At 30.8% G+C, this 12510-nt stretch carries 12 protein-coding genes, 2 tRNA genes and 1 pseudogene; 5 read left to right on the top strand and 10 right to left on the bottom strand.

Annotated features, from left to right (window positions below; genetic code table 11):
* Positions 1-16 precede the first annotated feature (16 nt).
* Positions 17-1126, bottom strand: coding sequence for a class I SAM-dependent RNA methyltransferase (locus EW093_RS14080; protein ID WP_149569014.1), 1110 nt, complete (start codon positions 1124-1126; stop codon positions 17-19).
* A gap of 124 nt (positions 1127-1250) precedes the next feature.
* On the opposite strand from EW093_RS14080, the gene EW093_RS14075 reads away from it, so the two are divergent.
* Complete coding sequence (locus EW093_RS14075) at positions 1251-1883, top strand: redox-sensing transcriptional repressor Rex (protein ID WP_149569013.1); 633 nt, start codon at positions 1251-1253, stop codon at positions 1881-1883.
* Between the two features lie 22 nt (positions 1884-1905).
* On the opposite strand, the gene EW093_RS14070 is transcribed toward EW093_RS14075, so the two are convergent.
* Together EW093_RS14070 and secA are read right to left on the bottom strand one after the other, a co-directional pair.
* Positions 1906-2184, bottom strand: a complete 279-nt coding sequence (locus tag EW093_RS14070) for a helix-turn-helix domain-containing protein (RefSeq protein ID WP_149569012.1) — start codon at positions 2182-2184, stop codon at positions 1906-1908.
* 53 nt (positions 2185-2237) lie between these two features.
* Positions 2238-4970, bottom strand: a complete 2733-nt coding sequence (gene secA, locus EW093_RS14065; RefSeq protein ID WP_149569011.1) for a preprotein translocase subunit SecA — start codon at positions 4968-4970, stop codon at positions 2238-2240.
* Between the two features lie 176 nt (positions 4971-5146).
* On the opposite strand from secA, the gene EW093_RS14060 reads away from it, so the two are divergent.
* From EW093_RS14060 to EW093_RS14045, 4 genes are read left to right on the top strand one after another with little or no spacing between them, the layout of a single operon-like run.
* On the top strand, positions 5147-6346 hold the full coding sequence (locus EW093_RS14060) for an LIC_12708 family protein (protein ID WP_149569010.1): 1200 nt from the start codon (positions 5147-5149) through the stop codon (positions 6344-6346).
* Positions 6347-6850 carry a hypothetical protein gene (locus EW093_RS14055; RefSeq protein WP_149569009.1) on the top strand — a complete coding sequence of 168 codons (504 nt, stop codon included), beginning with the start codon at positions 6347-6349 and terminating at the stop codon, positions 6848-6850.
* A gap of 15 nt (positions 6851-6865) precedes the next feature.
* Entirely contained in the window at positions 6866-7276 is a 411-nt protein-coding gene (locus EW093_RS14050) for a hypothetical protein (RefSeq protein ID WP_149569008.1), read from the top strand.
* Between the two features lies 1 nt (position 7277).
* Positions 7278-7655, top strand: coding sequence for a (deoxy)nucleoside triphosphate pyrophosphohydrolase (locus tag EW093_RS14045; RefSeq protein WP_149569007.1), 378 nt, complete (start codon positions 7278-7280; stop codon positions 7653-7655).
* Here EW093_RS14045 and EW093_RS14040 read toward each other — a convergent pair.
* The 7 genes and pseudogenes from EW093_RS14040 to EW093_RS14010 form a co-directional block, all read right to left on the bottom strand.
* Entirely contained in the window at positions 7652-8437 is a 786-nt protein-coding gene (locus EW093_RS14040; RefSeq protein ID WP_149569006.1) for a hypothetical protein, read from the bottom strand. The genes EW093_RS14045 and EW093_RS14040 overlap by 4 nt on opposite strands.
* Positions 8438-8475: 38 nt before the next feature.
* Positions 8476-9435: a sigma-70 family RNA polymerase sigma factor gene (locus tag EW093_RS14035; protein ID WP_149569005.1), complete on the bottom strand. Its 960-nt coding sequence runs from the start codon at positions 9433-9435 to the stop codon at positions 8476-8478.
* Positions 9436-9483: 48 nt separating this feature from the next.
* Positions 9484-10077 carry a peptidoglycan DD-metalloendopeptidase family protein gene (locus tag EW093_RS14030; RefSeq protein WP_149569004.1) on the bottom strand — a complete coding sequence of 198 codons (594 nt, stop codon included), beginning with the start codon at positions 10075-10077 and terminating at the stop codon, positions 9484-9486.
* A 461-nt stretch (positions 10078-10538) separates the two neighbouring features.
* On the bottom strand, positions 10539-11213 hold the full coding sequence (locus EW093_RS14025; RefSeq protein WP_149569003.1) for a transposase: 675 nt from the start codon (positions 11211-11213) through the stop codon (positions 10539-10541).
* A gap of 594 nt (positions 11214-11807) precedes the next feature.
* A pseudogene (locus EW093_RS18140) lies at positions 11808-12023 on the bottom strand (transposase); the annotation flags it as partial.
* A 247-nt stretch (positions 12024-12270) separates the two neighbouring features.
* Positions 12271-12354: transfer RNA gene (locus EW093_RS14015), tRNA-Leu, on the bottom strand.
* A 46-nt stretch (positions 12355-12400) separates the two neighbouring features.
* Positions 12401-12484 (bottom strand) — tRNA-Leu (locus tag EW093_RS14010).
* Positions 12485-12510 lie beyond the last annotated feature (26 nt).

The raw sequence follows: 12510 nt of genomic DNA, 5'->3' as shown, positions 1-12510 counted from the left end.
TATAATAAAATAGGTTCTATTCAAAATCTAATACACCAAAGGATTCAATATGATTTGTATTAGGATAAAAATCTAAACATTTAAACTCTATTAATTTATATCCATGTTCATTAAGATCTTTTATATCCCTAGCCATGGTTGTTGGATCACAGGATATATATATAACTCTTTTGCATGATATATGTTTTAAGAAATTCCTAACCTCATCTGATAATCCCTTTCTAGGAGGATCAACAATTATTGTATCAATAATAGATTTTTCATGCTCACCTCTTAAAATATACTCCTCTAAGCTCATTGGGAAAAAAGTTATATTTCTGCCATTAGTATTTCGGTCTATAAATGGTTTAACCCTGGAATCTAACTCAACAGCAACAATACTCTGGATACTCTCTGGTAAAAAAGCACTAAATAGACCTACCCCACAATATAGATCCATTACCCTTGGACCAACTACATAACGATTAACAAGATCAATTAACTTAGGTAGTATTGAAATGTTACTTTGAAAGAAGCCACCAGGATTGAAATAGATATCCTTGTTAAGAATCTTGGCATGGGCTTCAGAATCCTTTCCGCCTATAAAATGGTTAATACCGTTGGAAAATAAGGTTATCTTATTCTCATTAGGATACGACTTGTTTAGTATAAAATGATTTAATTTTTCAACAAGCAAGGGACAGTTGTTAATCTCTACAACTTCGTTACTCTGTCTTCTTTTAAATCCAATACCACTATTTCCCCTATGGAGCTGTATTCTATTTCTATAATTAATATCTTTAGATTCAACAAATTCAAAATCTTCTAACTCAATTTTTCCATTTCTTCTAAATATATCTTGAATTATATCTTTTTTTATTGTGATTTGATTATTATATATAGTATGCTGCATATTACAACCACCACAAATATTGTAGTATTTACAAATTGGTTCTGTTCGAAATTCAGAAGCTTTAATAATGTTCAAAAGTTTACATCTATTAAAGCCTTTTTTGTTCTCGATCACCTGAACTTCCACTATCTCATTTGGAAGAGCTTGAGGAACAAAATGCGCTTTACCATCTAAAAAACCTAATCCATCTCCACTCGAAATGATTTTATCTATTTTAATCTTAATTATTGTCACTTTTGTATATTACAAAAGATATAAAATTATATTAATAGTAATTTTCATAATTGTCAAAAATGTGTTATATTTTATTATAGATATATTTATATCTTAATACATATTCATTCAATTAAGGGTTGTCATGAAAAATAAAAGATTTTCACAGATAGATGCTAGTATTCCTACTATTAGGCGTTTACCATCGTATTTAAATGTTATTCGTAGAGCTTTAGAAAAAGATCTTAAAGTTATCTCAGGAACGGTTATTGCATCCGAACTAGAATTAGAACCAATACAAGTTCGTAAAGATTTGGCTGTTACAGGAATCGTTGGAAAACCTAGAGTTGGTTATGATGTTAAAGAGCTCAAAAACGCAATAGAATCTTTCTTAAATTGGGATAAAAAACATAAGGCTATAGTTATTGGAACAGGAAACCTAGGAACAGCTCTTATTGGTTACCATGGATTTAAGCAAAATGGTATGGATATAATAGCTTCATTTGATTCATCTGAAGATAAAATTGGAAAATTCATTATAAATGTAGAGACTTATCCAATGGATAAACTTCCATCTATGGTAAAAGATGAATCAGTAGACATTGCAATTTTAACTGTACCATCTGAGAATGCCCAGGAAGTAACAGATACGTTAGTTAATGCGGGAATATCTGCTATATGGAATTTTACTAATTTAAAGCTAAAAGTACCAAAAGATGTTCTTGTTTTACGAGAAGATCTCTCATCAAGCTATGCGGTTCTATCAGTCTGTAAATAGTTAAAAGGAGAGCTATCTCCTTTTAACTTCCAAATCTTTTTCTAAATTCAAGGGGAGATATTCCTAGAAAGTTTCTAAAAGAGTTTTTAAAACTATTCTTATCTGGAAAGTCTAGTTCCTTAAATATTTCATCTTCAGTTAAAACTGTTTTAAGTAATAAATCACAAGCAATATTACACTTTGAAATCAGTATTCTATTGCTAACATTTCTATATTGATTTGAAAAATATATTCCACTCATAATATCCTGATACATTATATCTAATATATCAGGAACTCTATAATATTTTAAATTACTCATCGTTAAATGATCGATATTATACTCTATAAACTAAAGTTACTAAGGAAAAGTGCTTAAATATTTTCTCCACAACACTTTTTATACTTCTTTCCACTTCCACATGGACAAGGATCATTTCTTCCAATCTTTTCACCAACCCGCTTAATCTGTACCCCTTTACCGTTAGCTTCTTGACGTTGACCGTTTACAGCTGCCATTTGTGCCATAGATCTGTGGGTTGTATTAATGTTACGAACTTGTCTCATTCCTTGGGTTCTTCTCTCTTTATGAACCTTAATTTTCATTAGTTTACGAGCGAGATCAACTTTAACATCATCTATAAGAGATTCAAAAATAGCAAAACCTTCATTTTTATACTCTACTAATGGATTCTTTTGAGCATAAGTTCGTAGATTTACCTCTTCTCTTAATGCATCTAATCTCTCTAAATGCTCTTGCCACTTGTTGTCTAAAGCTTTTAAGGATTCGTACTTTAAAAACTGGTTTAAGGCTTCCTTAGAAGCTAATTCGCTTTTTGTTTCAACATCCTGATATAGATCCTGGATTATCTTTTCTTTAAGACTTTTTAAATCTAAATCAATATCTGCAGTTAATTCATAAAAGAAGTTATCCTTCAATCTTAAAGTTAATCTTGTAAATGCTTCAGTTTTATTACTTCTTGATTCATTTTCAAAATCATCTAATAAGATATCTACAATCTCTTCTACAGTTTCAAAAACATAGGATGTAAGATCACTGTTCTCTAAGACCTCATCTCTTTGTTCATATATAAAAATTCTCTGCTTATTTAAAACATCATCATAGTCTAAAAGATGTTTTCGAATTTCATAGTTTCTTTCTTCAACTTTCTTTTGTGCCCTCTCAAGGGAGTTACTTATAAGTTTATGTTGAATAGGTTCTCCACCCTCCATACCTAAACGGGACATAGTAGACTTAAATCTATCACCACCAAATAGTCGCATTAAATCATCATCTAAAGATACAAAAAATTGACTTCTACCAGGGTCACCCTGCCGACCAGATCTACCTCTAAGTTGGTTATCAATACGCCTTGATTCATGTCTTTCTGAACCTATAACAAAAAGACCTCCAAGGGATTTTACCTCTTCATAATCCGCCCTTGACTTTTCGATCTCAATCTCTAATGCATTTTTATACTCTTCAGGGGTAGCATCGGTTCCAACTCTTCGTCTTGCCCTTAACTCTGGATTTCCACCAAGTTTAATATCGGTACCCCTACCAGCCATATTTGTTGCAATAGTAACAGAACCTTTAGCACCAGCCTCTGCAATTATAGTAGCCTCTCTGCCATGATTTTTAGCATTTAAAATTTCATGTCTGATCCCTGCTTTTCTAAAATAGTTTGAAATCTCCTCGGAGCTTTCAACGGAAACTGTACCAATTAATACAGGTTGACCTTTTTTATTAGCCTCTTTAACCTCATCAGCTATGGCTTTTAATTTATACTCTTTATTTAAGTAGATTACATCCTCTTGGTCTATTCTAGCTATCGGTCTATTTGTAGGTATTACAACAACATCTAAGTTATAGATTTTGCTGAACTCCCTAGCCTCTGTATCCGCAGTACCAGTCATCCCTGATATTTTATCATACATTCTAAAGTAGTTCTGAAATGTAATACTAGCTAAAGTTTTATTCTTTTTTGCTACAGTAATACCTTCCTTAGACTCTATAGCTTGATGCAGACCTTCAGAGTATCTTCGTCCATTTAAAACACGCCCAGTAAATTCATCAACAATTTGAACAAGACCATCCTGTATTACATAATCTACGTCTTTATGAAATAGATGATGAGCCTTCATAGCTTGGGTAAAGTAGTGTATAAATTCAAAGTTTACTTCATCAAAAAGAGATCCTTCAATAACACCTCTTTTAGTCAACAACTCTTCTATCTTATTCATCCCATCATTAGTAAACGAGACACGTTTATTTTTTTCTTCGAGTTTATAATCTCCAATAATTTCAACTGGATTAAAAATATCTTCTTTAGGATATTCACCGGATTTTGGATCTTTAACAACTTCATCTAAATAAGAGACTAATTGATTTACAATATCAAATTTTGAAGTGTCTTCATCTACGGCCCCAGAGATAATTAAAGGTGTTCTAGCCTCATCAATTAAAATGGAGTCAATCTCATCAATTATACAAAAAGCATGGGATTTTTGAGCTTTTTTCTCTATATCCCACTTCATATTATCCCTTAGATAATCAAAACCAAACTCATTATTAGTTCCATAGGTTATATCTTTTTTATATTCAACTTTTCTAGTTTCAGGATCCATATTTGATAAGATACAACCTACTTCTAAACCTAGATAGTCAAAAACAGGTGTCATCCATTTAGCATCACGACTAGCTAAATAATCATTAACTGTAATCATATGAACACCTTTTCCAGTTAATGAGTTTAAATATGATGGAGCTACTGAAGATAGAGTTTTACCCTCTCCAGTTTTCATCTCCATAATATTACCTTTATGTAGGGCTATTCCACCTAAGAGCTGAACATCATAGGCTCTCTCACCTAGTTTTCTTCTAGCCGCTTCCCTTGAAAGAGCAAAAGCTTCTGGTAAAATATCATCAAGTGTTTCATTATTATTTAATCTATCTTTAAAATTCTGAGTCATTCTAGGAAAATCCTCATCCTTAAGTGACATTGCCCATAACTCTTTAGAATTTATTTCATTTAAAATTGGTAATAGTTCTTTTAAATTTTTTTCTCTTTCTGAACCAAATAAAAGGTTTAATGCTTTTTCTATCATAGTCTAAAATGTACCTCCTTTTTTATTAGAGGTCAAGATTCTCTTTATTTTTAAGTTTATGAGTAATATGACTTAATAATAAAAACCACATTTAATTGAATTACTTTATTTAAATTCTATTAAACTGTATTATGGATATGATTATTTATTATTAACCTAGTTACTAAGGAGAAAAAATGATATCAAAAAGACTGATATTAATTTTAACAATATTATTAACACTTTTTTCATGTGATAAAAATATCAACAAGGGCGTTTTAGACAAAGAAGAGAGGTTTACCCTTCCTATAGGAAATATGGAAAACGAGTTAGATTTTTTTACTAGAGATGGGATATCGTTCTCTTTAGAGACTGATATATTAATGAAAGATGGTCTTTTTTATATTTCAAATGGTAACGGAAAAAAAATAATGAAGTTTAACTCATATGGTGATCTGTTATTAAAAATTTCCCCTTCTAGGCAGTCAGATTCAATCCCCCATGATGAAAACTCTTGGTCTTTTAATGAGCCAGGTGTTATAACTAAAAATGATGACTATATCTACATTGTTGATTCTATTAAATATGACACTGCTTTAAGTGAAAATTATATAGATAAAAGCTATGATACAACAGAGGATAAAAGTGACTTAGAAAGGCACATATTAAACGAACAAATTATTTCCTTTTTTGATGATAAGGGGAACTACATAAATTATATTGGAAAAGATGGACTAGAGGGTACTCCATTCCCCTTTATTAATGACATTTACTCTGATCATTTACAACGTATTATTGTTGTAACTCAAACTACATATTTCTGGTCAATTTATAGATTCACTAAGGAAGGAGAGTTTATTGATGAGAGTATTATTGATTTAGATTATTTACCACAACTAGAAAATGAGGAAGACTCAATAACTCAAATTAATAATATAATTCCCGACAGAGAAAAGGACAGGGTTTTAGTTGAATTAACATTTTATAAGAAAACAACGGATGAAAAAACAGGCGCAACTATTTCAATGGATTATATTAAGTCTCGTGTATATTACTACGATTTAAATGAACAAAGCTACATATCTTGGATGGATATTCCAGTAGGCGAAGATAAAGGTGAATCTACAATCTATGTTTTGCATGATATTGTAAAAGGTAAATATCTATATTTTATTGCCCAAACAGATGGAGGGAAATCCCAAACATTAACTATTACAAATGAGAATGGTTATATTATAGGCCTATATGATTTAAATATTGATAACTCCAATATAATTTACTCAAGTTTCTATACAACATATCCAGAGGGTATACTTACTGGTTTATTATGCACAGAGTACGCTGCTGGTATAAATATGTGGAGAACTGACAAAATCCTTATAGAGGATGGGAATTAAATGGATCTTAACTATTATTCTAGTAGAAAAGAGAGATTACAATCAGCCTCAAGTGGGACAAAGAGAGCTTACGAGAAGAGGAACAGTAAAAGTTTTTTCAAAAGAAATCCTCAACTTAAAGTTTTAATAATAGATCTACTTATAATACTGCTTTTTGCTACAATAATTATTCCTTTTTTTATAAAAATTACTAAGGATGTTAGAGTTGATAACTACAAAATAACAGCAAAGGCAATTGAGTTTGATGAAAACATACTTATTTCAGTGAAAATTTCACAAAACATCAAACCTGCAAAAGAAACAACAGTATCTTCTAAATTAAAAGTTGAAATTATTCATAATAACTCTATAATAAAAAGTGATAGTATTATTTTTCCCAAAGAATTTGGAGATAATAAGTACTTAACCTTTAAACTTGAAAACATTTTAGAAGTTGAATATGTACAATTAAAATTGACATCAGGTACATTTTCAAAAGAAATAAAAACTCACATTGAAAGGTAGTTTTAGGAGGAAGTAGTGGTTCAAATATATTTTTTGGTTGTTCTTGGTAATTTTTTAATGGGAATAATTTTAGCAAAAGATTTTTTAAATAAGAAATTTGACAATTTTACTCTTGTTTATCAGCTTATAGAGTCTGAGATAATACAAGTAACTATAGGTTGTATTGGTACAATTGTTGGAATTTTAGCTCTATTCTTGAGGTATACAGGAAATATGATAATTCTAGGAGATTTTATTCCTGCGTTAATATCAATAATCTCGGGGGTTACTCTTTTTATTGAATACATAGCCCACGAAGAAAAATCAGACTCATCAATGATTAGGTTTTTCAAAAAAAGTTTTCTTAAATATCGGGTTGTACTTGGTTTTGCCGCTATTATTATTAGTGTTTTACACTTTATAGCACCATCAATCGAGTTATTATAGAATGCCAAAATCAGTAGCTGGTATAATAAAAAAAGACCAAAAGTTCCTTCTGGGCAAAAGAAAACCTGGAGGATCAATTGGTGGAAAATGGGAATTCCCTGGAGGAAAAGTAGAGTCTAAAGAGTCCCTAGAAGATGCTTTAAAAAGGGAGTTTTTAGAGGAGTTAGATGTTGAAATTGAAGTTAATAAGTTTATTGTAATGAAGGACTTTTCAACAAATGGACACAAATTCAAACTTTATGCTTTTTATATAGATCTAAAAAGTGACAATATTAAGTATAATGAGCATGATAAGTTTGATTACTTTACAATTGATGAGATAAAAAAACTTGGTGATAATTTTGCTGATTCGGACAAGCTACTCTTAGAACATCTTTAATCTACAATTTTCTTTAGTGATGACTCACTCCAGAAAATGGATGTATTACTTATAGAGTTACTATTTAATTCGTTATATATATACTTAATAGGTTCACTATACTCACTCCAAAAGTTACTATCTATATAGCCAATTTCAACACCCACAGCTGATGGATAGTATTTCTTGGACCAAAGAAGATTTCTTATCTTTACTTCTTCTAAACTGTTTACATCCTCTAAACTTTGTAAGTATAAAACAGAATCGTTTTTATATGCTTCAACTCTATTTATATCCCAGTGTTTAATTATTAGATTAAAATTTTTATTAATTTCCTTTATAGATTTTAGCCATGACTCTATTTGCTCATCTTCTATTAGTTCCGATGAAAAAAAGTCAAAATCTATACAAATACCTTTTACAGTTGAGAATTTCTTATAATACTCTAGGGTAGATTTAATAGCTCTATCTATCTCTAAACTTTGTACTTCAATTAGTAGGTAGGTATTAACTTTCTTTTTGCTAAAGAAATCTAAATATTTTGAATTATAATCAATTTCATCATAAAAGAGATTATCATCACCCTCTCCAGGGAAGTTCATCTGTATACCATTAAAACGATAAGTACCGACACTCCATAGAATAGAATAATTCTTTTTTTTGCCTAAATCCCGATTCAAATCCCCTAAATAGGAGTACCACTTATTAGAATCAGGGAATGGAGTAATTCCATAACGAGCTCCAGTTGTTCCAATATAGTGATCAATCTTATTGCTATTTGTAACACAAGATACAAATAGCAATATAGAGATTATAAAAGTAGGTTTTACTAAAATTCTTTTTAACGTAATTCTTCGAAATCCTTTATTATTTTTATATGTCTTAATTTGCTTTTAGCTTTTTCCTGAATTTGTCTAACTCTTTCTCTTGTAATACCCATAATATGTCCAGTTTCTTCTAGAGTTAAAGCTTCTTCTCCATTTAGACCAAATCGTAATTGAATTATTTTCTTCTCCCGATCCGAAAGTTCTTCTAAAACCTGCGTAATTCTATCTTTTAATGAAGACTTAAATACAGCATCAAAGGGTTCTAATGTTGTAGTATCCTTAATTAAATCAGACAGTTTAGTAGCATTATCATCATCTACAGTAGAGTCTAGGGAAGCAGTCTCTTGGGAAAGACTTAATATTTCTTTTACTTTATCTGGAGATATATTAAGGTAATCGCTTATCTCCTCAGGAGTAGGGTCTCTTTGAAACTCCTGGGTTAAGTGTTTAGTAACAAAATAACATTTTTTTATAGTATTAAGCATATGAATAGGGATTCTAATAACCCTACCTTTATCTGCTATAGATTTAATAACAGCCTGTCTAATCCACCATGTACCATAAGTAGAGAATCTACATCCTTTGGTGAAATCAAACCGATCTACAGCCTCTATAAGGCCTATATTACCCTCATTTATCAGATCCAATAGGGATAACCCTCTATGCTGGTACTTCTTAGCAATAGAAACAACAAGTCTTAAATTTGCTTGTATCATTTTTTCTTTTATTGCATCTAATTCATATTCATATATTTTTTTTCTATCATAATGATCTTTAAATGTTAGTTCTTCCTTATCTAGAAGATCATCTAATTGTTTTAACTGATTTTTAATGTAATCCATTCTTTCACTTAACTCTATTTCATCACTAATATTTAATAATTTATATTGAGAAATATTTTTTAAGTATATAGCCAAAGAATCTGGCTCGAAATTTTGAGCAACCTCACTATTTATAATTTTTCTTTTTGTCATAATAATCCTTTTTTAACTAATAATAATAAATAAATGATAATTTCTACATTATCTTGGTGCTTTGGATATATCATTTAATGGTTTTCCATTTTTAAAAACAGAAAAAATGATACTAGAATTTTCTTCTTTTAACCTCCCTATTTTCTCTCCAGCACTAATCTTAACACCTAGATGAACATTTAAATCATCCTTTGCCCCATAAAGATAATCAAAACCATTATCACCTTCTATAAGAACAACTTTCCCAATCCCTTTAAAAGAGTCGTACCAAATAACTCTTCCTGAGGATACAGCCTGAATATAGTCTCCAGAAGAGCCCTCTATTTGTACTCCTTGGATTCTACCAGAATACTTTGTAATATTACCATTTATAGGCCAATAGGGAGCAAAACTACTTGGACTTGCTGTTTTAACAACATCAATACCGCTATTATCAATTTTAACGGGTTCATCCTCAAAGGTTTTACTTACATTTAATACTTGGCCTAACGTAATAATATCACCAGCATTTAAATTATTATACTCCATTAAGAGGGAAAGTGGTAGGTTAAAATTTCTAGAAATACTAAAAAGAGTATCACCTTTTTTTACAATATAGTTCTTTGCTGATATTTTATCCCTTTTTTTATCTTCTTCATTCAACTTTAAAACTGTGCCTATAGATAAATTACTAATATCACTAATGGAATTTAGAGTTATAATGTCGTCTACACTAATGTTATACTTTTTACTTATTTGATAAAGAGTTTCCCCACTTTGAACTATATGTGTCTCCTGGGTGGATATAGTAAATATTGAGATTGTAATAAATAAAATAATAATATATTTTTTAACAATTGATCACCTTTCTTTTCTTTACTTCATGTTCGGCTAAAACTATTATAAACTACATTATTCTTAAAAATATTTTTGAAAAAAAAGGGGCTGTTGCAAAAGTAATATTTTGTAACAGTCTTTTTTGTTTATAAACATAAAGAATATAAATTATGATAAAAATTGTATAAAAACGGAAGAAAATCCTCTTCTAACAGCTTTTTAATTTAAAGTTAGATTGTAATACCAAATAAAATGAGACGACTTATAATAGTTATCAACTCTAAAGTCTAAGCGGAATTTTCAAGGGTATGGTAAAATGGGATACCAAGTTCATTTCTTGCTAGTCTATAACCCAAGTGAATAATATTCATAGACATACACATCAGATTCCAATCTGTATGTATACCTTTAATCCCTTTTCTTAAGAACCTTTTAAATGACCAGTTATTTTTTATCTGTGCAAAAGCTCCTTCAGCTTGAATACTTCTGTTAACCCTTATCTCTTTACCTAAGGGACTAGAAATCCTTTCAGTAGATTTTCTCTGAAACTCTGCAAGAGTATGATTTATCTGTACCTGTTTATATTTTGCTTTACTTTTTTTCATACAGGCAGATTTTACAAGGCAACTTTTACACCCTCGTTTACATCTGTATACATGCGTAACTTGCTCATTACCATACTTATCCTTCTTAACTTTCAGATGTTTTAGAACTAACTTTTTACCTCTAGAACAGATGAAACAATCATTGTCCTTATCATAGGTCATATTATCCTTTAGCCCAATGTCTGATTTTACTTTCCTCTTTTTTGAGTGTTCATATTTCATTGGCTTTATATATGACTCAATGTCCCTTTTTTCCAATGCCTCATGGTTGTGCTGACAATCATACCCACTATCAGCACAATATTTTTTATACTTCCAATCTATTCTTTCATGCATGTGGTCGATAGCTGGAATCATTGTTGCGTAATCAGTTCTGTCTGAACTAGCGTAGTTTCCAACAATATAACCTCCATCAACTAGAACCTAAAGATTATATGCAGGTTTCAATTGTCCATTCCGCATATGGTCCTCTTTCATCCTCATAAAAGTAGCATCGGGATCAGTTTTACTCATACTATTTCGCTCGGGCATAGCATCTAGTTGACTCTTATAATCCTCTAATTTCTTTAAATATATGTTAGTATCTCTAAATATTCTCTGTTCCGCTGTAATCCGATGACCACGTCCTGTTTTATTTGGCTTCAGGTTATCAGTAGTTCCCATTAAATACTCTATTATACTTTTTAGAGCATCTTCGGGAGAACTATTCTCTAATTCTATTGGATATAAGTTTACAGATTCATGTATTATTTCTTCTATATGATTTATTAGTTTAGGAAGGTTCTTTTTAATAGATTTTTTCCAAATAAATGTATATCTGTTAGCTTTGGACTCAATTTTGGTTCCATCTTGGAAAACTATATTTTTTGTTAATTCTCCCAAAGATCCGAGACGATTAATTTGCTGATAAAAAAGGTTGTCTATTGCATCTGAGTGCTGTTGTATGAATCTATCTATGGTTGAATGGTCAGGAGCTTTTTTACCATCAAGAACTTTTAATAGAAAGAGATCTCTCTTGCATAACTTCTCGGTATCACGAGAGCTATACTTTCCCTGTGTTCGAGCATATAGAAGTATCAGCATCATTGTATAACTATCCACAGCAGGAGGTCGTCCAGACTTTTTCTTAGGTTTTTCAAATTTACTATAATCTAGACCCTGTAACATAAGCATTAGTGCCGCTTCATGATCTGTTACTTTTAATGGAATAGAAATATTTAAGTCTAAATATGATTGTTTATGATTGGAAAAGTCTGTAATATACATTTACGTGCTCCTTTTTGATGTCAACAACCAAATTTTAGCACGTTGGGACTACTTTGTGGTCCCTTTTATTTTGAAAACTACTGAAAATCACGTTTATAAATAAAAAAAGGCTGTTGAAAGTCATAATGACTTTTGCAACAGCCCCTAATACCGAAGACCGGACTTGAACCGGTACAGGCCGAAGCCCGAGGGATTTTAAATCCCTTGTGTCTACCAATTTCACCACTTCGGCAAAATGTTACGCATAACTTGTTCTTGGTAAGATAACAAAGTTAAAATACCGAAGACCGGACTTGAACCGGTACAGGCCGAAGCCCGAGGGATTTTAAATCCCTTGTGTCTACCAATTTCACCACTTCGGCGTAACAATGATGATAATATATAAATG

It is taken from the genome of Thiospirochaeta perfilievii, from assembly GCF_008329945.1.
GTDB lineage: Bacteria > Spirochaetota > Spirochaetia > DSM-2461 > DSM-2461 > Thiospirochaeta > Thiospirochaeta perfilievii.
Note: the sequence above shows the minus strand (reverse complement) of the source record. Positions and strands in the feature narration are given on the sequence as shown.

Bases quoted from the DNA above. Each gene is read 5' to 3' on its own strand.
- EW093_RS14025 (WP_149569003.1), bottom strand. From the start codon at position 11,213: ATGATTCCAGCTATCGACCACATGCATGAAAGAATAGATTGGAAGTAT.
- EW093_RS14070 (WP_149569012.1), bottom strand. From the start codon at position 2,184: ATGAGTAATTTAAAATATTATAGAGTTCCTGATATATTAGATATAATG.
- EW093_RS14055 (WP_149569009.1), top strand. From the start codon at position 6,347: ATGGATCTTAACTATTATTCTAGTAGAAAAGAGAGATTACAATCAGCC.
- EW093_RS14035 (WP_149569005.1), bottom strand. From the start codon at position 9,435: ATGACAAAAAGAAAAATTATAAATAGTGAGGTTGCTCAAAATTTCGAG.
- EW093_RS14045 (WP_149569007.1), top strand. From the start codon at position 7,278: ATGCCAAAATCAGTAGCTGGTATAATAAAAAAAGACCAAAAGTTCCTT.
- EW093_RS14075 (WP_149569013.1), top strand. From the start codon at position 1,251: ATGAAAAATAAAAGATTTTCACAGATAGATGCTAGTATTCCTACTATT.
- EW093_RS14060 (WP_149569010.1), top strand. From the start codon at position 5,147: ATGATATCAAAAAGACTGATATTAATTTTAACAATATTATTAACACTT.
- secA (WP_149569011.1), bottom strand. From the start codon at position 4,970: ATGATAGAAAAAGCATTAAACCTTTTATTTGGTTCAGAAAGAGAAAAA.